Origin of the sequence: Azotobacter salinestris, from assembly GCF_009363155.1 — a bacterium.
In the GTDB taxonomy this organism is placed as follows: domain Bacteria; phylum Pseudomonadota; class Gammaproteobacteria; order Pseudomonadales; family Pseudomonadaceae; genus Azotobacter; species Azotobacter salinestris.
The window spans coordinates 4116406-4137672 of sequence record NZ_CP045302.1; the positions used below are offsets into that span (position 1 = coordinate 4116406).

General features: G+C 63.8%; 21 protein-coding genes and 1 tRNA gene. 16 read left to right on the forward strand and 6 right to left on the reverse strand.

From position 1 onward, the window contains the following. Nucleotide 1 precedes the first annotated feature (1 nt). Nucleotides 2-445 carry a type II 3-dehydroquinate dehydratase gene (gene aroQ, locus GCU53_RS19265; protein ID WP_152389039.1) on the reverse strand — a complete coding sequence of 148 codons (444 nt, stop codon included), beginning with the start codon at nucleotides 443-445 and terminating at the stop codon, nucleotides 2-4. 319 nt (nucleotides 446-764) lie between these two features. Here aroQ and GCU53_RS19270 point away from each other — a divergent pair. The 6 genes from GCU53_RS19270 to GCU53_RS19295 all read left to right on the forward strand — a co-directional run bounded on the left by GCU53_RS19270 (nucleotide 765) and on the right by GCU53_RS19295 (nucleotide 4158). Further along, nucleotides 765-838 (forward strand) — tRNA-Gly (locus GCU53_RS19270). A 177-nt stretch (nucleotides 839-1015) separates the two neighbouring features. Next, the gene (locus GCU53_RS19275; protein ID WP_152389040.1) at nucleotides 1016-2302 is read left to right on the forward strand and encodes a tyrosine-type recombinase/integrase; all 1287 of its coding nucleotides are present in this window, start codon (nucleotides 1016-1018) and stop codon (nucleotides 2300-2302) included. Nucleotides 2303-2495: 193 nt separating this feature from the next. Next, nucleotides 2496-3203 carry a hypothetical protein gene (locus tag GCU53_RS25800; RefSeq protein WP_208845326.1) on the forward strand — a complete coding sequence of 236 codons (708 nt, stop codon included), beginning with the start codon at nucleotides 2496-2498 and terminating at the stop codon, nucleotides 3201-3203. A 158-nt stretch (nucleotides 3204-3361) separates the two neighbouring features. Further along, the gene (locus GCU53_RS19285; RefSeq protein ID WP_244306851.1) at nucleotides 3362-3613 is read left to right on the forward strand and encodes a helix-turn-helix transcriptional regulator; all 252 of its coding nucleotides are present in this window, start codon (nucleotides 3362-3364) and stop codon (nucleotides 3611-3613) included. Next, on the forward strand, nucleotides 3614-3922 hold the full coding sequence (locus tag GCU53_RS19290) for a helix-turn-helix domain-containing protein (RefSeq protein WP_152389041.1): 309 nt from the start codon (nucleotides 3614-3616) through the stop codon (nucleotides 3920-3922). It abuts the gene before it with no gap. Continuing rightward, a complete protein-coding gene (locus GCU53_RS19295; RefSeq protein WP_152389042.1) occupies nucleotides 3919-4158 on the forward strand; it encodes a hypothetical protein in 240 nt (79 codons plus the stop codon). The genes GCU53_RS19290 and GCU53_RS19295 overlap by 4 nt, the downstream gene beginning before the upstream one ends. A gap of 220 nt (nucleotides 4159-4378) precedes the next feature. Here the strand turns inward: GCU53_RS19295 and GCU53_RS19300 are convergent, their stop codons facing one another. Genes GCU53_RS19300 through GCU53_RS19310 form a run of 3 tightly spaced genes read right to left on the reverse strand, consistent with a single transcriptional unit; the run spans nucleotide 4379 to nucleotide 5243 of the window. After that, nucleotides 4379-4630: a BrnA antitoxin family protein gene (locus tag GCU53_RS19300; RefSeq protein ID WP_152389043.1), complete on the reverse strand. Its 252-nt coding sequence runs from the start codon at nucleotides 4628-4630 to the stop codon at nucleotides 4379-4381. 10 nt (nucleotides 4631-4640) lie between these two features. Beyond that, on the reverse strand, nucleotides 4641-4943 hold the full coding sequence (locus GCU53_RS19305; RefSeq protein WP_152389044.1) for an addiction module antidote protein: 303 nt from the start codon (nucleotides 4941-4943) through the stop codon (nucleotides 4641-4643). 9 nt (nucleotides 4944-4952) lie between these two features. Next, nucleotides 4953-5243 carry a type II toxin-antitoxin system RelE/ParE family toxin gene (locus GCU53_RS19310; RefSeq protein WP_152389045.1) on the reverse strand — a complete coding sequence of 97 codons (291 nt, stop codon included), beginning with the start codon at nucleotides 5241-5243 and terminating at the stop codon, nucleotides 4953-4955. Between the two features lie 325 nt (nucleotides 5244-5568). Here GCU53_RS19310 and GCU53_RS25565 point away from each other — a divergent pair, with 325 nt between their 5' ends. From GCU53_RS25565 to GCU53_RS19355, 9 genes are all read left to right on the forward strand, one after another. Next, nucleotides 5569-5739, forward strand: a complete 171-nt coding sequence (locus tag GCU53_RS25565; RefSeq protein WP_167520088.1) for a hypothetical protein — start codon at nucleotides 5569-5571, stop codon at nucleotides 5737-5739. After that, nucleotides 5736-6038, forward strand: a complete 303-nt coding sequence (locus tag GCU53_RS19320; protein ID WP_152389047.1) for a hypothetical protein — start codon at nucleotides 5736-5738, stop codon at nucleotides 6036-6038. The genes GCU53_RS25565 and GCU53_RS19320 overlap by 4 nt, the downstream gene beginning before the upstream one ends. A gap of 365 nt (nucleotides 6039-6403) precedes the next feature. Continuing rightward, nucleotides 6404-6943: a hypothetical protein gene (locus GCU53_RS19325; protein WP_152389048.1), complete on the forward strand. Its 540-nt coding sequence runs from the start codon at nucleotides 6404-6406 to the stop codon at nucleotides 6941-6943. Further along, nucleotides 6940-7161, forward strand: coding sequence for a hypothetical protein (locus GCU53_RS19330; protein WP_152389049.1), 222 nt, complete (start codon nucleotides 6940-6942; stop codon nucleotides 7159-7161). The genes GCU53_RS19325 and GCU53_RS19330 overlap by 4 nt, the downstream gene beginning before the upstream one ends. Next, the gene (locus GCU53_RS19335; protein ID WP_152389050.1) at nucleotides 7158-9272 is read left to right on the forward strand and encodes a DUF927 domain-containing protein; all 2115 of its coding nucleotides are present in this window, start codon (nucleotides 7158-7160) and stop codon (nucleotides 9270-9272) included. The genes GCU53_RS19330 and GCU53_RS19335 overlap by 4 nt, the downstream gene beginning before the upstream one ends. A 308-nt stretch (nucleotides 9273-9580) precedes the next feature. Next, nucleotides 9581-9952, forward strand: coding sequence for a hypothetical protein (locus GCU53_RS19340; protein WP_152389051.1), 372 nt, complete (start codon nucleotides 9581-9583; stop codon nucleotides 9950-9952). A 3-nt stretch (nucleotides 9953-9955) separates the two neighbouring features. Continuing rightward, on the forward strand, nucleotides 9956-10870 hold the full coding sequence (locus GCU53_RS19345; RefSeq protein ID WP_152389052.1) for a hypothetical protein: 915 nt from the start codon (nucleotides 9956-9958) through the stop codon (nucleotides 10868-10870). A 59-nt stretch (nucleotides 10871-10929) separates the two neighbouring features. Continuing rightward, on the forward strand, nucleotides 10930-11607 hold the full coding sequence (locus GCU53_RS26250; RefSeq protein WP_244306853.1) for a hypothetical protein: 678 nt from the start codon (nucleotides 10930-10932) through the stop codon (nucleotides 11605-11607). Between the two features lie 182 nt (nucleotides 11608-11789). Beyond that, nucleotides 11790-12413, forward strand: coding sequence for a hypothetical protein (locus tag GCU53_RS19355; protein ID WP_244306856.1), 624 nt, complete (start codon nucleotides 11790-11792; stop codon nucleotides 12411-12413). Between the two features lie 2340 nt (nucleotides 12414-14753). Here GCU53_RS19355 and GCU53_RS19360 read toward each other — a convergent pair. After that, nucleotides 14754-15773: a substrate-binding domain-containing protein gene (locus GCU53_RS19360; RefSeq protein ID WP_152389053.1), complete on the reverse strand. Its 1020-nt coding sequence runs from the start codon at nucleotides 15771-15773 to the stop codon at nucleotides 14754-14756. A 660-nt stretch (nucleotides 15774-16433) separates the two neighbouring features. Here GCU53_RS19360 and GCU53_RS19365 point away from each other — a divergent pair. Next, a complete protein-coding gene (locus GCU53_RS19365) occupies nucleotides 16434-16661 on the forward strand; it encodes a hypothetical protein (RefSeq protein WP_152389054.1) in 228 nt (75 codons plus the stop codon). Nucleotides 16662-17006: 345 nt separating this feature from the next. On the opposite strand, the gene GCU53_RS19370 is transcribed toward GCU53_RS19365, so the two are convergent. Beyond that, nucleotides 17007-21251: a two-partner secretion domain-containing protein gene (locus GCU53_RS19370; RefSeq protein ID WP_152389055.1), complete on the reverse strand. Its 4245-nt coding sequence runs from the start codon at nucleotides 21249-21251 to the stop codon at nucleotides 17007-17009. Nucleotides 21252-21267: the final 16 nt, after the last annotated feature.

Genomic DNA, 21267 nt, shown 5'->3' on the forward strand with positions numbered 1-21267 from the left:
CTCAATCCTTCTTCAGAAGCTGACTGAAATGCTGCAGGGCCATGCGGTAGCCATGGCTGCCGAGGCCACAGATCACACCGACGGTGATGTCCGACACGAAGGAGTGGTGGCGGAAGGGCTCGCGCTTGTGCACGTTGGAAAGGTGCACTTCGATGACCGGCAGCTCGCTGGCGAGCAGGGCGTCGCGGATGGCCACCGAGGTGTGCGTCCAGGCGGCGGGATTGATGAGGATGCCGGCGCAGCGACCGCGGGCCAGGTGGATCCACTCGATCAGCTCGCCCTCATGGTTGGTCTGACGGAACTCCACGGCCAGGCCGCATTCCTCGGCGGTGCGTGTGCAGAGCGCGGAAATATCGGCCAGGGTTTCCCGCCCGTAGGTGGCTGGCTCGCGTGTACCGAGCAGGTTGAGATTGGGGCCGTTGAGCACGAGGACTGTGTGTGTCACGCGATTCTCCATTGTTATTGGATGGTCGGAGTTTCGAGTAAAATGTACTGATTGGTTAATTCGGTCAATCCGTCAGGCGTGCTCCAAGAAGACATGGCGAGCGGCAGATGGCAGGCGAGCCGCTCAAAAAGGCCTGCGGGCCCGATGGAGCGGGCTTTTCGTGGATTGGCGGGGTAGCTGGCGGCGGCGCTGAAAGTGTGCGGTTATCGGCCAGCAGACGCTGGGGGCAAGAGGGACGGCTTGGGCGGGCCGCGGGAAAGCCTCGCGGGAAAGATTGCACTTCACCTGCCGGCCTGCTTCTGGTAAAAAGGCAGCGCTTGCGGGCGTCGTATAATGGCATTACCTGAGCTTCCCAAGCTCATGACGAGGGTTCGATTCCCTTCGCCCGCTCCAATATCATGTTTCCGAGTTCTCCTAAGTTCCCCCGGAAACGCCGCAAACCCAGAGAAACCGGCCCTTGTAGCTGGTTTTTTTGTGCCTGAGTTCTCCCGCGTTCTCCCGTGTATGCCTAGGCACCGTGTATGCCTCCTTGTATGCTTCCGTGTAACTCGAACTTAGGCATACAAGGAAATGAAGCGAAGCGAGATCAAGCGCCGCCCCCTGGCCGATACCACCCTGGCCAGTCTGGAGCCGGAAGCCACTGCGTACAGGGAGCTGGACGGCGACGGCCTGTACTTCCGGGTGAAGCCCAACGGCACCAAGTCCTGGGAACTGCGCTACAAGAAGCCGGACAGCAAATGGAGCTGGCACGGGCTGGGAGGCTATCCCGATCTGTCCGGCGCCATGGCCCGTGAAAAGGCGCGGGAAGCAAAGCGCTTGGTGGCCAGCGGCACCGATCCGGTACAGCACAAGGTCGCCCAGCGAGAGGCCAAGGAGGCAGCCAGCGCCAACACCTTTGCCGCCGCTGCCGAGTATTGGTTTCAGCGAAAGGCGCAGGACGGACGCGCCGACAGCACCCTGCGCCTCATGCGCGGCTATCTGGACAACGACGTGCTGCCCGCCCTGGGCGATAAGCTGCTGACCGAAATCACCCGCCGCGACTGCGCCGACCTACAGGAGCGCATCGAGGCCCGAGGCGCGCTGAACACCCGCGACAAGATTCGCGTCGCCCTGCGCCAGATATTCAGCCAGGCCATTGCCCGTGGGCTGTGCGAGAACAACCCGGCCAGCGAGCTGGGCGCCATCGCCGCGCCGACCCCGAAGGCCAAGCAATACCCGCATCTGCTGGAGCCTGAGCTGCCGGCCTTCCTGCAAGCCCTGCGCCGCAGCACCAGCCGCACCCCGGCCCGTGTCGCCACCTGGCTGGTGCTGTGGACGGCCAGCCGGCCCGGCGTGGTGCGCTATGCCGAGTGGAGTGAAATCGACTTCGAGCGTGCCCTGTGGAGCATTCCCGCCGACAAGATGAAAGCGCGCCGGGATCACGTCACCCCGCTGTGCCGGCAAGCCCTGGAGGCTCTGCGCGAGCTTCACCGCATGACCGGTCGCGGTCGCTACCTGTTCCCCGGCATCGGCGCGAAAAAGCCCGTCATCAGTGAAAACACCATCAACCTGACGCTGAACAAGGTGGGGTACAAGGGCCGCCTTGTAGGGCACGGCAGCCGCCACACGGCTAGCACCCTGCTACGGGAACACGGCTGGGAAAAAGACTTCGTGGAAGCCCAATTGGCGCACAAGGAGCAAGGCGTGGCAGGCGTCTACAACCAAGCCGCCTACCTGGAGCAGCGCCGCGCCATGCTCCAGTGGTACGCCGACTATCTGGACGCGCTCGAAGCCGGCATGACCCCGGCACAGCGAATCGACTTTGACGCCATGGTGAACACCACCGGAACCAACGTGGTGACGCTCAAGCGCGCATAACCGACCAGATACCCACTGATTCCCAACACGGCGCAACCCATACGAAAAGTACGGGTATAATGCGCCATCACTGTTGATTCATACAGGAACCGAGTTACCGGCCAACCTAGCCCGACGGGGCGAAAAGCGGATTTCCCACCCGCCTGGTTGGCCGACCTATTCGAGGAGTGGGAGCGCCTGGGAGGGCGTGGCGATGGACTACGAAGACGACCTGCCGAACCTTGATCACTGGAAATCGGTGATGGAGTTCACCGGTGAGCGGGCCGCTTTGCTGATGGCCATGATTGACCCGTTCGACGTGGAAAGCCTGGAGGAGGCCAAGAGGTTACAGGTGCCCCGCTGGAAGAAAGCGCACGCGCATGCGCTCGCCATCGTTTCCGCCATCCGGCAAGGGGTTATCTCGCCTGTAGCGTGCTGCGCATATGTTCTTGAGGACGGCCAGTGGGGAGGCTGGATTGCGGCGCCAATTAAGCCATCTGATCGCACCATGGAAATCAGCCCGGCGCACACGATCATTACCCGCGCTTCGCTGGTCAACTGGGTGGTAACTGAGAAGGTTGAAGTCACCAGACCGCGCCCCCGGCAGATAGCGCCCGCCGCCGTGCAGCTAGTAACCGAGTCGATCACTATCGAGGCCAAGCCGGAGCCGCTGGCGCTGCCGCGCTGGGGCCACACGTCCGAGGGCTTGGAGCTTGTTGATGATGCGATCTATCAATTCTGGAGCACTGTAGACCCTGGAGACCCAGCTACAGCGCCAACCAAGAGCGAAGTGGTCGAGTACCTAGAGGGCAGAGGGGCAAGCAAGAATGTAGCGCAAGCGGTTGACCTGATCCTGCGCCCTGAAAATATGCGAAAGGCAAAGCTGCGAAACAGGAAAGTACCCACCCGAGAAACCCAGTAACCACGCGGCTTACAGCCAAAGTACCCACCCGAGCGGGAAGCCTTGGTGGGTACTTTGCGCCGTTGTCGTGTGACCATCGCTACCCACCCGAGGAGGCTTGATAGCCACCCGAACTGAGCCAGTACGGTGCGTCCTGTCACAACACAGGAGCAACCGACGTGACCACTACCAACCCCGCCGCAACGCCCTACAACACTCAGACGCAAACCCTTCCCGAGCTGTGGACGATGGCCGAAGTGGCGCACTTCATGCGCCGCACCCGCTCCGGCGTGGACAAGCTGCGCGCCCGTGATCCGAATTTCCCCAAGCCCTTGAAGGACGGCGACAACCGCCGCAGCCGCATCTACTTCGTGCGGTCGGAAATCGAGGCGTACCTGTCCGCCCGGCTGGAAGCGCGTGAGGTGGCCTGAATGACGGACAAAAAGAAGGCCGACCAACAGGCCAGCCCCAAGAAATCACGCATCCATGATACCAACGCCGACGCACAACGCTCTCGATTGCTGGCGCGCCTGCAAGCCTGCCCAGTGGACACGATCACCGCCAGGCGCGATCTGAACATCATGATGCCGGCAGCCCGAGTAAAGGAGCTGCGCGAGCTGGGGCACGCGATCAAGACCCATCGCATCACCCTGACCGACGATCACGGGCGCATCCATCGTGGCGTGGCCCTGTACTACATCGGCACCTTGCCGGAAGCACGCCAGGAGGCCGCCGCATGACGACCTACACCGGACACCGCGTCGAGGATCACGAGGATTTCATCCTGGAGCAGCTCCTGCCGCTGATCGTTGACCATGCTGGCGCCAGCGACACCCCCACGGAGGTAGTCACCTTTGCCGCGTTCCTGACCCTGGCGACGATCCTGCAAGCCAAGGGGCTGGGCCGTGACGTGCTGATGCGTGCCATTGACGCCGCCCGCTTGCCGACCCACGACGCGCCGGAGGGTGTGCAATGACGATCCAGACTTTGTGTTTTGGTGGGAGAACTGAGGGAACCGGGGGAACCGCCAGTAATGGCGCGGCTTGCAGCGGTTCCCTCGGAAAAAACACTGAGGGAACCGAGGGAACCGGCCAGCGCCTGGAGAATGAAAAACGCGGGGCCACGGCAGATCGCCGCCCCCGCGCTACTGGCTCAACCTTGACGGGAGCCAGATTCCTGCCGGCTGGTGCCGGTGACTACAGCGGTATATCCGTTGGCGCGTGCGTCTTCAACCAGTCCGCCAGCGCGGCATCCATGCGGGTCTGCCAGCCGGGGCCGGACGCCCTGAAGGCGAACAGAACATCGGTCGATAGTGTCAGCAGGATGGGTATTTTCCGGCTTTCGGGATACCGGCCTCGCGGGCGTGCGCGGCTGCGCAGCCTGGCGGCTTTCATCTGGCGGGCAGACTCCAGCAGGTCAGCGTGGGATCGCTTCTGCTCGTCATCCATGCCCGATGTCCTATGCCGGCCGGGCAGGTACAAGCTCGGCGTGGAGCTTGATGCCCAGCGCTCCCATCACCTTCATGATGGTGGCCAGGCTGGGATTGCCGTCCGCAGACAACGCCTTGTACAGCCCCTCGCGGGTCAAGCCGGTGTCGCGGGCAAGCTGGGCCATGCCGCGGGCACGGGCAATATCGCCCAGCGCAGCAGCCAGCAACGCGGGATCGTTCTCTTCGAGGCAGGCCTCCAAGTACAGGGCCATGTCCTCTTCGGTCGCCAGGTGGTCAACAACGTCCCATTGGGTCAGCGTGGTTTTCGTCATGGTGTCCTCCTACAGGTCACGCGCCAGCTTGATGGCTGTCTTGATGTCTTTGTCCTGGCTGGACTTGTCGCCGCCGGCCAGCAGGATGACCAGTTCATGGCCACGCTGGACGAAATACACCCGGTAGCCTGGGCCGTAGTCGATCCGCAATTCCGACACGCCTTCGCCCACCGGCTTGCAGTCACCCAACGCGCCAAGTCCGACCCGGCGCAGCCTGGCGTTGATACGGGCTCGCGCTCGCGCATCCCGCAAGGCGGAGAACCATTTGCTGTAGGTGTCGGTTTGAATGAGTACGGGCATGGGCAAACTGTAAACCACAGTTCACGCATCATCAATCTGAAACCGGGGGTTGCACGCGCCAGCAGCTGGCGCTACTCTGCGCCCGTCACGGTCAATCCCGTGGCCGGGCGTCGCGGCCCGAACTACCAAACGGCGCAACAGCGCCCCACTCCGACAGCAGGCGCTTTTTTTGTGCCCGCTGTTCTGTGTTATGGCGGCTGTGCGTGGGAGACCGAAAGGTCTGCCGGTCTCCGTTTGGGCCGGTCCGCGAACCTGCGCACAGCTGCCACCCTAAATCGCGTCGCGGCGATTCGTGGCAGCTCCACACCAAACGGAGCTGTACCCCATGAAGCACGACCCCGCCCTCAATCCGTCCGCATTCCGACAACGCGCCGCCGCGCACCGCGCCATGGCCCTGGCCGCCCTGCGCGCCGACTCCTCCCTGTCCGTCCGCCTCAAGCGCTACAACGACCACATGGCCAAGGCCCGCGCCCTGGAAGCGGAGGTGCTGGCATGAGCGCCCCGGACTGGAATGCCCTGCTGCCGAATCACGAAGCCATCGTGGCCATGAGCCCGGAGAAGCTGGAAGCCGTAGCCATGGCGGCCGATAGCTATTCCTCGACCCTCGGTCACGGGATCGCCGCCATCGGCAACCTGCTGGCGGGCGCCGCATCGAGCAATCAAGGCCTCGATCCTGATGCGATCCACGACCTGGGCTGGCTGCTCGAATCGCTCGGGAAGCTCTCCGCCAAGCTGGCCGACACCGGCAACTGCATCAACGACTGCCGCAACGCCAAGCAAGGGGGTGCGCAATGAAGCCAATCAGGCTCGGTAGCGGCCAGCTGGTGACAGTCGCCCATGCGGGATTTGCTCAGGCTTACGTAGCCATTCATTTCCCTGACGGCCTCCGGCGAACGATGCCCGGCGTTATCAGCGGAGCACTTGCTGGTGAGCTGCTCGGGATGCTCGCGCCCGAGTTCCCTGAGTGCAAACTGAGCATCTGCCGCATACCCCGCGAACTGCATGACTTTCCCGAGGCTGAGCGCAAGTCCGACCGTGTGAAGGATTTAGTCATCCGCCTACGCGGATCGCATCGTCCTGGCCATGAGTTCCTTCGACTCATTGGCTACTTCGGATCAGACGCCAAGCCACTGCCACACGCCAAGCTGAGGGCTTAACCCATGACTGATTTTCAACGCTGCCAGAAGGCGGCGCAGGCCTCGCTCGGCCTGAAGAAAGCCATTGCCTACCTGGAAGGCCAACCAATGAGCATGGTTCATCACTACACGACCGAGCTACATCACCTGCCGCTGATCCTCGTATCTGGTGAACTGCGCCCCAGCAATGCCGGTGCCGAGCATGAGCCGCCGCTGCTGTGGTTCTCCCGCGCCCAACGCTGGGAGGCGACGGCCACCAAGATGATCCACGGCCCGAGCGGGCTGCGCCTGCTGACCTTTGCCGAGCAACTGGCCGCCTTCGGGTGCGTGCGCCTCTCGCTGCCTGCCGACGATCCGCGCCTGATGAGTTGGGCGGATGCCTGCAAGTACGCGGGGATTGGCAGCACCGCCCGCCGCAAGCTTGAGGCTGTGGGGCGCAAGCGTGGCGGCTTGCCGTCCGACTGGCTGGCCATCGCTGGCGCTGTGTCGCTGGCTGACGTGCGCTCGCAACGCTTCGACGGCAGCGCATGGGTAGACCTGGAGAACATCGGGGGGGCCGTATGAGCATCGTCCCGTTCAAGTCGAAGCGTGGCGGCAACGGCGGAGAGCCGCCGCACATCGATAACGAAAGCTACACGCAGCTGCTCGATACCCTCATCGGCCTTTTCGAGCTGTGCGTCAAGGAAAGCAGCCAGGGCCGGGATATCACCGAGTTGGAGCGCCTGACCCGGCAGTTGGAGCGTCTGACCGAGCGGTTCACCCCGCCGAAGGGGGCCGCATGAACGGTCCTTGCGATCCGCTGGACCTGCTGCTGTCGCGGCTGCACGGCGTGAAGAAGCACGGCGAGCGTCACGTCGCCTGCTGCCCTGCCCACCAAGACAAGTCGCCCTCCCTGAGCCAGGAGCAGCGCCAGCAGTACCGACGCGAGCAGCTGGAGAAGGAGCGCTATTTCGAGCGCCTGATCGTCGAGTCGGGCAACGGCGCACTGGCCAAGGGTACGGAACTATCCGGCGAGGACGTCGCCCGGATGGCGCTGGCGCAGGAGCGGATAGACCGGCTCGACCGGCAACTCGCCGAACCGGCCGAGTTCGAGCCGCCCATGGTGGAACCGGAGCGCCCCTGCTGGGGCGTCTACGAGGGCTGGGTACGGAACGAGAAGGGCGCCAGGCTCAAGCCGGGCGTGTACTGGCACGGCTACCGGCGCACCAAGGAGGACGAGGAGGCAGAGCTGAGCGACGACCGCGAGCGCCCGTTGCGCGACGACTGGATCGCCACGCCGGTGTTCGTCGTGGCCCGCACCCTCAACAGCGACGACGGCACGGAGGGCCGCCTGCTGCGCCTGGTGACGCATGGCGGGGACAGGGAATGGACCATGCCCATGGAGACGCTGGGCGGCAGCGGCGAGGAAATCAGGCGCGCCCTGTTCGCCCTGGGGGCGGTGATCGCCCCGCGCCAGCGTGGCCGCTTCATGGAGTACCTGCTCGACCAGCAGCCCCGCCAGACCATCGCCACCACCGGCCGGCCGGGCTGGCACGAGTCGGGGATGTTCGTCCTGCCCCACCGCACCCTCGGCGGCGACGGCGTGCGCTACCAGTCGTCCGGCCGTGCGCCGGACCTATTCCGCGTGCGCGGCGAGCTGGCGCAGTGGCAAGAGCAGATCGCCGCCCGCTGCCTGGGCAATCCGGTGTTGACCCTGGCCGTCGGCTGCGCGCTGGCCGGACCGCTGCTCAACTTGGTCAAGGTGAACGGCGGCGGGGTCCACCTGGTCGGCGACAGCTCCAAGGGCAAGTCGCTGGCGCAGTTGATCGGCGCCTCGGTGTGGGGCGATCCGGGGCCGGCGGGCTTCGGTGCCTCCTGGTGCATGACCAAGAACGGACTGGAGATCGAAGCCGCCTCGCGCAACGACACCCTGCTGTCGCTGGACGAGATCAAGCGCGCCAACCCGAAAGACATTCAGGAGATGGCCTACTCGCTGGCCAACGGGTGCGGCAAGGGCACCATGAACCGCGAGCGGGAAGGACGCGCCAAGCTCTCCTGGCGCCTGCTGACTCTCTCCAGCGGTGAGCGGTCGCTCTCCGAGCATGCGGCGCTGTCGGGCGATCCGGCCCATGCTGGCGCCGAGCTGCGCATGGTGGACGTGGACGCCGGCAACCGCACTCACGGCGCTTTCGACGATTGTCATGGCCTGGACGGGGCGACATTTCACCGCGCCCTAACCGGCGCCGTCGGCGAGCATTACGGCCACCTGGGGCCGGCCTTCGTCGAGAAGCTGACCGCCGGCAATGACCGTGACGGGCTGCTGGAAGCCTTCGCCAAGGTACGCGCCCACTTCCAAGCCGACAGCGCGCAGGCCGGGCGGGTAGCGGATCGCTTCGCCGTCGTCGCCCTGGCCGGCGAGATGGCCATCGCCTACGGCCTGCTGCCCTGGCCGGTGGGCACCGGCCTGGCCGACAGCCTGCTGCTGTACCGCGAGTGGCTGGAGCGGGTGGGCAGCGGCAATGCCGAGGACCGCCAGATACTCGCCAGCATCGCCCGGTTCATCGAGCGCCACGGCGACAGCCGATTCTCCAGCGTGCATGCCGCCGAGACGGACAGCCGCGTCACCAACCGGGCCGGCTACTGGGAGGACGAGCCAGGACGGCGCCTGTACCTGTTCAACACCTCCGGCTTGCAGGAGGCCGCCCATGGCTTCGGGCTGGCGCGCATCGTCACGGCGCTGGATACGGCCGGCGCCATCGCCAAGCGCGACATCGAGAAGGGCCAGAAGCGCAACACCAAGAAGTACACGCTGCCCGGCAGCGACGGCAAAGGACGGCGCCCCGGCCTGTACGTGATCGACCCCGACCGACTGGAGATGGCCGGCACCGACGACAACGAACACACAGGAACCTAGAAACCAAGGGACAGCAGGGACAAAGGGACAGAGCCAGTAGCGGCGCGGCTTCCAGCCATGTTTTGGACTGTCCCTTAGAGAGAGAGCGGAGGGACAAAGGGACACACACCACCTTGTGAATAAAGGAGCCTCGCCATCTGCTCCATTCCGGTTTGCCTGTCCCTGAAAACTGGCCAGGGACTGCCGTCCCTAGGTTGCAGGGACGGCTAAAACCCGCGCGGCACTAAGGCTGTAGAGGTTTTGTCCCTTGGTCCCTCGGATTTTTGATTTCTAGAGAAACATTTGATGAGTAACGCGAGGAAGGCCCCATGACCCTGCTGGCGGAACTGTTCGAGCGACTGAAAAACGAGCCCGAAAAAGCAGGCAACTTCCCTGAAAATGCAGGTAAGTCCATCCCTTTGGCGAGCGTGGTGGAGGTCGCCAGCAGGCCGACAGCCATCAATGACCACCAGCCCGCCCCGGAGCCGCTACAAGCGACGACAGCAGCACCGGCAGCATCAACCCCAGCGCCAGCAGCGGAGCGCCCAGCAGAGGCCGTCACGGAGCCTAAGCGCAACGCCTGGACGATCACCCGAGGCGGAAAGCCGATCTGCACGATCTGCGGCGCCCCCATGACCTATGCCGAAGCCCTGGCCGAAGCGCGCTGGCGCTGGCCGGATGCCGACATTCTGGAGAACTGATCCATGACCACGACCACGAAACAGCGGGTTTCAGAGCAACAGCGCCAGCAGGTTCTCGATCTGCGCCGCCGGCTGTCGCTGCGCGAGGTGGCCACCGCCACCGGCCTGCCGCTGGGCACGGTGAAGACCCTGGTTTCACGCTCCGGCGCCTTCCGCGACAACGAGCAGCACCGCGCCCTGTTCGCCCTGCCGCCGATCCACGAGAGCGTCGGGACGCTGCCGTCCGTACCGGAGCTGCCGCCGCAGGAAGCCGTCACCGGCGACAAGGAGGTGGATGCCGTGCTGTGGCTGCATAGCGTGATCGGCACCGGGCAGGCCGTGCTGATCGAGCGGGCCATGGAGGCCGCCAAGAAGATCGAGACGCCGCTCGCCGTGCTGGAGAAGCGCTATCGGGACCATCTGGTGAGGACCAATCCCGGCAATCCGTTCGCGGCCATGTCCTCCTTCGGCTTCGCCGACCTGGAGGGACTGGCGGCCCGTGCCATCGAGAAGCACCGGCTACGGCTGGAGGGGGCCGCCCGCTTCGGCGACGTCCTGCTGGCCGACACCGAGGCCGAGGTCTTCTGCATCAAGGCGCTGCGCGGGTTGAAGCGTGGCGGGATGCTGGACGATTACGACAAGGACAAGGCGGCCCAGCGCTTCCGGGCCAATCCCGAGCTGATGCCGCACACCCTGGCCGACTGCCTGCACGAGCTGGACTACTGGGACCGGCTCTATCGGCTGCGGAACGCCGTGGACATCTACGCCAGCGACGGCCCGCCCCAAGCGAGAGCCCGCGAGTGGTTCGTGTTCGGCCTGCTGGCGGAGATTCGCCCCCAACACAAGGACGAGGCCAAGGCGGTATTCCGCTACCTGGTCGAGCACCAGCGGCAGGACGCGAGCGAGGCCGACGCCATCCTGGAAAACCTGATCGGCTGACCTGAAAACCTGCGCCATGCAGGTTTCGGCAGCACCCCCGATTCTTGGAGAACTGATCCATGACCATGAGCCACCCTCAAGCCGTTCTGATCCTGGCCGGCATCGCGCAGAAGCCGGGCACCACCAAACGCGACAGCCTGACCATTGCCCGCCGCGTGCTGCGCCGTATCTGCGCCTACCGCGAAGCCATCCACGACCAGCGCCGCGCCCTGCGCCGGGAGGCCGCCAAGCTGCGGGCGTTCGAGCCGTTCACCAAGCAACAGGCCGATGCCCTGGAGCAGCAGGCGCGGGACTATGGTGCCGCCCAGCTGGAAGCTGTCCGCCCGGTGCTGCTGGCCTATGGCGGCGACCTGATCCGCGACCATTCCGGCTATATGGAAGCCTTGGGCTTCGACGCCGTGTGCGATCTGCTCAACGTCAACACCGTGGAGCGGGAACAGGCCCGCCGCGACGGGGTGGACGATCTGTCCGGGCTGGTGTTCGTTCACAACCTGGAGGACAGCGCCAGCCATCGCGGCGAGGACTTCAAGCAGGGTCCGCTGTTCGAGGCGTGTTTCGCGGCCATGGGCCACTTCATCCGCACTGCGCCCAAGGGCACGCTGCCCGATCCGTTCAGCCCGCATGGCCCGCTGTACGGCGCACCGGTTCGCATGGTCCAGCCGGACGGCACTGTGACCGTCAAGCGCCCGGACTTGACCGTCCACGACGCCAGCGGCTCCCGCGTGGTGAAGCGGTAAGTTCGCACTGTTGGTTCGCACCCCCTTACGCGCAAGTGCGAACCGCGAACTTGAAGCGGTAAGTCCGCAGTCCGCAGTCCGCAACCCCCTACGCGTGAGTGCGGACTGCGGACCAGCCGACTGCTGGAGTACGCACGCTGGTTTCCAGTCACCAAACTTTCCAATTGATTTAGGTTCGCCCAATGAGCAGAGACAAGGAGAAGGACGCGACCGAGGACTACCGCGCCCTGGACGTGCGAGCGCTTCATCGTGCTGGCGTGCTGGTGCCGGGCTGGCGCGGCAACTGGCAATGGACGCGACGGGGCGCCGTGGTGGCAACCATCGGCATCGAGGCCGAGAACCGGGACCGCGTGCGCCTGCGTTATCAAGTAACGATCCGGGGCGAGCGCCAGGCGAAGGACTACGCTGTGCCGATCACCTGGACGTCCTGTCACCTTGGAGGGGAACGCCCGTGGTTCCTATGCCCCTGCTGTGGCCGGCGCGTGGCGAAGCTGTACGCACACCGGATATTCGCCTGCCGTCACTGCCTGCGCCTGAACTATCGCAGCCAGCAGGCCAGCAAGCGGGACGCCCCTTGTGACCGCTCATGGACGCTGCGCCGCGCCCTGGGCTGTGATGAGGGGTTCCTGTCCCTGCCTGCCGAGTTCATCCGCAAGCCCAAGGGCATGCACTGGCGGACCTTCGAGCAGAAGATAGAACAGCTCAAGCGGGTGGACGCCCGCGCCCTGGACGAAGCCCGCGCCCTGCTCGCCAGCATCGAACGCGATGTGAAGGTTGCCGAGGCGGCTCTGTCGCCGCGCTGCTGATGACAGCACCAGACCAGCACCAGACCAGCACCAGACCAGCACCGGGCCGAGCATCGCCAGGGCTGTGACCCGCCCCCCGTCATGGGTCCTTCCAGCCCCCGCCACCCCCTGCGGGTAATTCGCGCCCCGATCCTGGACTACATACGGGCAATTTCCCGCATGGCTGTTTCCGGTTCCGGTTTTGCCTGGGAGCCGCGCCAGCAGCCGCACAGAGGCCGGTAGCCATGCGGAAACGACCGGACATAGCCGGCCACCCTGAGCGGCACCGCCCAGCTACCCCGAATCAGGGGGAATTGTCGGGCTGGCCGGCATTACTCGATCCGGCCTTTCTACATGCCCGGAAAGCCGGGAATGATCGCCGGCCAGTCCGGGGCGGCACCCCCGTCTGCGAAAACACCCCATGCAAGCCGCCTGTAAAGCGCGTTTACAGTCATGCCCCGGCTTTGCGAGAACCAACCCCATGGAAGGCCAGCGTCAAGCCCTGGATTACCCCAAGATCACCGCAAGGCCGATTTGCGAAATTAACCCCATGAATGAGGCCGGGAACGGTAAGAACACGGTAAGGCGGCAAGGGTGAGGTTGGGGTGAGGTGGAACGGCAAGATCACGGCAAGGCGGGGGTTTCTTGACTCCCTAAAAGGCCGGCATTCCGGCTTTTGCGAAAACAACCCCATGAATGCCCGCCGTCAAGCCCTGGGCGCAGCAAGATCGCAACAAGGCCGGGGGGTGACGCAAGCGCCTGACAGCAGGCCGGAACAGGCACCCCAAGATCACCGCAAGGCCGAAGGGTGAGGTTAGGGTGATGCCGGACGGTGAGAACACGGTAAGGCCGAAGGGGTGACCATGATGACCACACCCAAAGGCATCCCCGCGTAAAGCCGGGAAAATCCCGGAATAGCACGCGCCAGTGATCCGGGTAGCCGATGGCCCGGCCTGATCCTGTTCGCGCCTGGTGCTGGTGGGAGGGGGGACTGTTGAAGTTCGGGAGGCTCCGAAATGTAAACCGCGCCCGATCCCATGCAGAGAAAATTTCCCCGTTAACGAAAGGCGTTAACCGACTTAACAAGGCGGGAATCACCGCCCTGATGCTGCTGGTTTCGGTGATCGGCGGAAAACTTCGCCGATTGCCGCCCCGGTGGAAACCGACTCGGTTTCGGCTGGGTTTCGCCTGGGTTTCTCCGTTTGAAATGGAAGAACCCGACTGCATGAGGGGCTGACGCAGCTACTCGGGAAAACTCACGTTGCAGAGGCTACCCGCCGGCGTGTGCCTGGGACTGGTGGCAGTTCCCAAACTTATGGGGGCTGACGGTTGCAAAACTTTTGTAAGCGGGCTCACCCACCTGCGCCTGGGGCATCAGCTGGAAGTTCAGCCGATCTACCTGCCACGCGTGCGCGTAGGGACTGCGCGGGGTGCCGGAAAATTTTCCGACACCTGCCGTACCTTCCCGCGCTCGCCTGGGGCATCGCCTGAAAACTCAGGAGGTCTACCCGCCGCAGCCTGCTGGCAGTTCCCGAAAGCTCGGGAGCTGTTCGCCGTGCGCGGGGCTGACCACAAAACTTTTGTGGTGATCGCCCGAGAAGTCGGGAGATGTTCGACGCGCCGGCTGCTGATGGATGATCGCCTGGAAGGCTGCCCCGATCTGAGGCCCCCATGCCGAGCAGTACGCGCACGCACGCGAGGGGCGGGCCGATCCTCCCCCACCGGGGGAACACCACCCCGAGGCGGGGGAGTGACGACGATCACCAGCGCCGGCAGGGCGTCATCCTGGTGGGCTTGGAACTGGTCAAAAAGCAGCCGAAAAGAGGCCAGCAGCCGGCGCCTTGTATGCCTGTGTGTATGCCCGAACTTTGAAAGTGGCTGCGAGTACCGCTATTGCTGGTCACTTCGATTCCCTTCGCCGCTGAAACCCAGAGAAACCGGCACTTACAGCCGGTTTTTTTGTGCCTGCATGCTCACTTGCTCATCCGTATATGCTTTCGTGTAGCTTGAACTTAGGCATACAAGGTCATGAGGCGAAGCGAGATCAAGCGCCGCCCTCTGGCCTCCATTTCCCTGTGGCCAAGTCCTCTCCCGCATCCTTTACGGAATCGGCAGACGATCCGGTTCGATGGCCTCCGCCAGAACTCTCGCTCGCCGAGCGCGTGATTTCCCGAGGCTTCCCCGAGCAAATGGCCGTTTGTCTCCTGCAGCGCTTGCCGGCTGATGACTTGCAGATGCATGCCGCGAAGCCGGTGATCGCATCGTATTCTGGGAATCTGTATGGCGGAGCAGGAGTACGCTGAGAAGCCATGCCCATGCCGTCCTGGTTGTGTACGGAGTGTGAGGTGGCAGTTGGCCATCTCAAGGTTCCGCGGGGGCCTCTGAGCGCGTTTTAGGCAAGTGGATGTGGCTGTCGACGATAATCTTTTCCGGGATGGGCAAGCCTAACGCCAAGCGTTTCATCATTCGGTAGCTCTGACGACCGATTTCGCGGCCTTCCAGACTCAGGTAGGCCTGTACCAGGCCATCATCGAGCAGTGCGCGATGTGCTGCATCCGGCTCGTTCGTCGCGATGACGATAGCCGGGCTGACCCCCTTTGTCGCGAGCTTGGCAAGCAGCGGACCCAGGTGCTGGCGATAGGCCTGGGCTTCATAGATGGGCCAGCTGCCGGTACTGATGATGGCATCGACGGGCCCTGCATGCAGCAGGGCAGCAAGCTGGAGCACGGCCTTCTCCGGATTTTCGGCACGATAGAGCGGGCAGCGGTTCGGTTCGCTCCAGCCATTCTGTCCGTTCAGGCGGCCGACTCCTTCATTGGTGCTCTGGATGCCGCGCAACTGCTGGCGAATGCCACGGATCCGTTCCTGATGATTGGGGTCGCGCGGGCTGCCGGTCAGGATGCACAGTCTGCCGCCCTCCGGCCTGAAGCGCTGAATCAGCATGGCCAACTGCCGGCCGAAGGCCAGGTTGTCGAGCCCGACATAGCCTTGGCGCAGATGCTGCTCCGCAGGCTCCAGATCCGATTCGAAGGTGATCAGTGGTGTCTTGCCCACTCGCTGCAAGGCATGGGTGGCCAGCCATTTCGAATGGGTCACCGACAGCGCGATACCGTCCAGGTCTCTTGTGAGGGCCTGTTCCAGAGCCTGATTCTGCTGGCGAAAGTGTTCGGGGCCTTGAGTGCCCAGTAGCAGGCAGGTATCGCCCTGGGCCTGCGCGGCTTCGGCACAGCCTTCACCTGCCTGAATGAAAAAGCGATGATCGATCCGTTTGGCAAGCAGTGCGAACTGGAAGGATTCGGCACTGGTAAAAGGAGTTGGTAGCAGCCAGGAGAGCAAGCCAGCAGCATGGCAAAGCAAGCGAAACGATAGCCGTCTTTTCAATGCGTATCCTTGTAGGCGTGGGCTCCTGTGTCAAACAGACTGGATGCCATATTGCTCGAATGGCATGCGCCCGACTTGGCGGCCCTGACCCAATGGGATTGGAGGCTGGCTGGCGATTGGAAAACTTATTGAGGTTAGAGGCCTGCTGCCTATCAAGCTAAGCGGTCGGGGCCACTCTTCCAACATTGCAAGGCATTGCAAGGCCTGTGCTTGGCCGTGTTCTGCCTATTGATCCGAGCGGTTTGTGCACTGTTATCTGGCGGGGCGCACCGTCATGACGCATTTTGACGGTACTTAGGGGGAGGGTAGATAAACGCAACGGCAATGCGGCCTATGCGGATAGGCGCTGTTTTTCTCCGATCGGTCTGATCAAGCAGTGTTTGGCCTCCTTGATACCTGACAGGCCATGACGCGGATTTTTCGAGCTTTTCTTGCTTTGTTCTCTGGCTGTACATGCGACGAAGGCAAAAGCGCCATGGTCGTCGAGCGTTGGAGGTAGGCCTCTGTCTGAGTGAGCTCAAGACTGTGCCAAGGCAGGCACAGGCGGTGCATGCCCCCTACCACCCGGCTTTTTGTTGCCATGGATCAAGGCAACAGGTCTGTGGGTGATCTAACGTGTTAAGTGTGTTCGTCAGCAAACACAAGCAGGGGATGACAAGAATGAAACTAGCACTCGCACGGGGTCTTTTTTTTGTAGGTTCCTTGGCCGTTGCTTCCCTGGCTGTGGCAGCTTGGCACGAGCCAGCACCTGGTGTGATCAGCGTCAAAAGCGGCCTCGATCACTGCCCGTTGCCTCCCAATGCCAGAGGCGCCACTCAAACCCGCCCCGATCAGGATCTGATGTTGCTTCTATTCGGTCTGTCGCAGGGCCTGAAAGCATACAACTGATGATTCAGCTGTGCATGCGTTCCCTTATCATCAGCTGGCTGCCAGCAGGCGCCAGCTGATTTCATAACGCAGCTTCGTGAGAAGCTGTGCCATTGCTTGAGCGTCATACTGGCTTGTACGGCTGGTTAACTCAAGGTCTTTTGTTCGAAAGTCTAAGTGAAATTTAGCCCAGCCCTGGCGGGACCCGGATATACAGCTCTCGGCTATCCAAGCCAAGGGGAAACGCGCTGCCGGGCCGTTCGCCTGGACCGCTTCCGGCATCGCCGTGGGCCGTACGGTTCGGTGCAGGCATGGCGGTGTGGAGTTTGTCGCGGCCAGCCAGGGAAGCCGACCGCGTTGCGTCGGTCAGATTCCTTCCGGTAGGCGCAGGCCTCCATCTTCGATCGTATAGGGAGTTGCCTCGATTGCTGCCTGATCTGGATTGTCGTTCATGATCGGGCAGCGGTAGCGTTGGCGAATATCCAATCGCTGGTCTGCCGTTCTGCAGGGTTCCCTGGTAGCCAAGACAGCCAGATAGGCAGGTGATAGCCGGACAAGGTTATCCTCACCGCCCGGGTTGTCATTGCCGCCGCCTCCGGCTCCACCGTTGCCGCCATCTCCGCTGCCTCCAGTTCCGCCGCCGTTGTCACCGGTTCCACCGCCGCCGTTATTGCCGCCGTTGCCACCGCCGCCGGTGCCTCCGTCACCGCCACCATTGTCCGTGGCGGCGCGAATGGTGCCGTTGGCGCTTTGGCGAATCACCTCGTAGTTGTTTCCGTCATTGCCGTCCTCGATGGTGACTTCACTCACCAGCAGAGTGCGTTCGCCGACTTCAGCCGAATCGTATTTCTGGGTTGCCGAAACCGTATCGCCAGTAGCGAGGCCATTGGCTCCGACCGTGCCTCTGGAGGTGGTGGTGCCATCATAGGTCTTGCTGTCCGAGCTGGCGCTCAGGATCAACAGAGCCTTCTGGATGGTCAGGGTGCCGGGATCGTAGCTGATGTCGTAACCCAACTGGCTGGAGTAGAGGCCGTCGTCGATCGCGTAGGTGCCGGCATTGCGCGCCGGCTGGCTGGTATTGATGGCGCCGTAGATCAGGTTGTGGTTGACCTTGGGGGAACGGTGCCAGAAGTTCGGGGTTATCGAGCCGGTCGTGTAGCCGCTTCCTCCGGACCATACGGTACCGTCGTAGGTGATGGTCACATCGTCGGTGGTGATCGTCAGCGGCGTCATGAAGGCGCGCAGCAGGGGAGTGGTGTGGCCTTCGTAGATTCGCCAGACTGCACTGCTGCCCCCAATGTTGGAGATGTCCCAGCCGGCATAGCTGGACATTTGCATCATCTGCTCGCCGGTCAGTCCACTGGCTCCGCTGAGGTCCCCATCGCCGATACCGGGCAGACTGCCGGCCATAGTGGCATTCCAGTAGCTTCTGCTGAGGCTGCCGCCGTTGTAGCCCAGCAGGGCTCCGACGTTGCTGCTGGTGCCGGAGACGGTGCCGATGGCATAGCTGGTATCGATGCTGCCGCCGTTGTAACCCACCAGACCGCCGACTTCGCTGGTGCCGGAAACGCCGCCGGTAGCGTAGGTGTTGGCGATCAGTCCGGCGTTGGAGCCGGCCAGTCCACCACTGCGGGCGGAGGCGCTGGAGACATGGCCGGTGGCGAAGCTGTTCTCGATGCTGCCGCTGTTCGCGCCCACCAAGCCGCCTGCGTCACCTCCCGAGGCCGTATCGATGACGACATTTCCTGCGGCATAGTTGGTATCCATGCTGCCACTGTTGAGGCCCACCAGGCCGCCGACCCTGTTCTTGCCGGCGACGGCGCCCGTGGCGTAGTTGACCTTGACCGTGCCGCTGTTGTAGCCGACCAGTCCGCCCGCGTTCTGCTCCAGGCCCATGACCGAGCCCGAAGCACTGTTGCCGAAGACCAGGCCGCTGCTGGAGCCGACCAGTCCACCGACGTTGTTATAGCCATAGGTGTTGCCGAAGTTGTGACTGCCGGCGACGATGCCGGCTTCATTGGCGCCGACCAGTCCGCCGACATTGGTGTACCCGTGAACACTGCCGAGCAGGTCCGCATAGCCCTCCAGAAGGCTGCTGTCGAACGCGGACAGGTTGGCGAAGGGGTCCAGCCCTACGAGGTGATTGCCGGCTGCCGCCAGATGGCTTTCGATGTGGGCCTTCAGGCCGTCCAGGGTCATGATGCCGCCCAGGCTGCCCAGCCCGTAGCTGCCGGCGAGTAGGGTGCTGTCATCGAATCCCGGCAGTCCGATGCCGGTGGCGATACTCGTCAGGTTGCCGATGCTGTAGCCGCTGGCGAGCAGCACGCTGCCGTCGAGTCCGAACAGGCTGGCCAGCTCGCCCAGGGTGCCGACGCCGACGCCGCCACCGGCCACCAGCCCTCCGAGGTTGAGTCCTACGAGACCGCCGACGTTGGTATTCCCATTGACGACTGCGTTGCTGTAGTTGCCGGCGACGATGCCTGCGGTATTGGTACCGACCAGCCCGCCAATATTGATGTTTCCGGTGACCAGTCCGGCGCTGTAGTTTCCTGCGACGATCCCGCCGTCATTGCCACCCACCAATCCACCGACGTTGAGGTTTCCAAGGGTGTTGCCAACGGCAAAGTTACCCAGGAGTACCCCTGTGTTGTGGCCCACCAGTCCACCGATATTCGATCCCGGTCCGCTGGTTTGGGCGACGGCATAGGTGTTGATGAGCTGGCCGCCATTGCTGCCGCCCAGGCCGCCCAGGTTGTTCATCCCGATGATGTTGCCGATGCTGTGGCTGTTGGCGACAAGGCCGCTGTTGCTGCCCGCCAGTCCGCCGACGTACTGGTAGCCGCTGACGCTGCCGGTGGCGTAGACGGCCTCGATGGTGCCTGAGGTGGCCTGGCCCACGAGGCTGCCGGCGTAGTTCAGGCCATTGATGCTGGCCCCGGACAAGCCCAGCTGGCGTATCGTCGCGCTCTGCGTCGCGCCGAACAGACCGACGTTGTCGGTCGTTGGCCGGTTGATGGTCAGTCCGGAAATCACATGACCCAGCCCATCGAAGATGCCCGTGAATGGAGTACTGGCGCTGCCGATCGGTTCGAAGCCGGCTCCCGAACTCCAGTTGCCAGTGTCGCTGGCAGCGATGTCGTTGCCCAGCACGTAGCGACCGCCGAGATCGCTGCTGCCGACCCCCTGCAGGGCGGCAAGGGTCTGGATCACGGTATAGGCATCGCCGTTCACGGAGAAGCCGGCGCCGCTACCGGAAAGGGTGATGCTGGAGCCGTTGAGCAGGCGGTAGGTGGCATTGCTCCCATGGTTCAGCGCCAGGCCTGCACCGTTGCCCGTGGCGCTAATGTCGGCATTGATGTTGATGTCGTTGTAGGCGCTCAGGGTCAGCGTGGTGCCGGCATCCCAGCCGACGGCGGCGTTGACGTTGATGTCGCCGGGTTCCGCGCCGCTGTTGCCGGTGGCCACTTCGACGTTGGTGGTCGCCAGGTTGGTGGACAGGGTAGCGGCATCGATGTTGCTGCCGGTAAGGGAACTGCCGGCGCCGATGGTGAAGTTGCTCGGGTCGATGCGCCAGGTGCCGGTCTTGCCCGTGCTGGCCTTGGTGGTCACCCTGGCCGTGTCGGCGACCCGCACCGTGGCGCCGCTGGTTTCGATGAAGCCGCCGTCGCCCCCGTCCGGAGCCGAAGCGTCCAGGGTGCCGCCGACCTGGACGATGCCCAGGTCCATGTCGCCGAGCAGGGCGATCTTGCCGTTCCTGCTGCCCAGGGTCTGCGCCTCGATGACCCCCTCGTTGTTGACCACGGTCTTCAGCAGGGTGTCGCTGCTCCTGGCGGTCATGAGCACCGTGCCGCCATCGGCCTTGATCAGGTTGCCGTTGCGGGCCAGGGCGTCGGCGGCGACCTGGTCGACCTGAACATTGAGCAGGCCGTCGCCGGCGAAGTCGAGGGTGATCTGGCTGCCGGCGGCCAGGGCGACCGTGCCCAGCTTCGCCTGGATGACTCCGTCATTGCTGACCTGGCCACCGAGCAGGGCCACAGCCCCGCCGTCGCTGGCAGTGATGTTGCCCTGGTTGCTGACGCCGGCCAGATGATGACCGTTACCCTTGAAGCGGTAGTTGCCGGCCTCGAAGTCTTCGTTGCCGAGGTCCAGCGTCGATGCGACCAGTCCGCCGACATTCACGCTGGCGCCCGGGCCGAAGAGGATGCCGTTGGGGTTGATCAGGAACACCTGGCCATTCGCATCCAGCTTGCCGAGGATGGCGCTGCCATCGCTGCCAATCACCCGGTTCAGGGCAATGGCGCTGCTGTTCGGCTGCTGGAAGGTAACGCTCTTGTCCGCGCCGATGTTGAAGGTCTGCCAGTCGATGGCCATCTTCTGACTGCTCTGCTGGATCTGCAGGTGGTTGCCTGCGGGTGTGCCGATGGCGCCGCTACCCAGGACGATCTGTCCGCCCTCGGGAAGGTCGGCGGCCAGCAGGGACAGCGGCGAGAGGCAGAGGGCAAGGACTGGCAGGCGCAGCCTGCCGGATTTGCCGCGCTTGTCGGCATGCTCGCTGGTGACGATCCAGGTGTTTTGCGCATGACTCCAGACGACGTTGAAGATCCTGTTCATGATTGGCGTGTCCCCT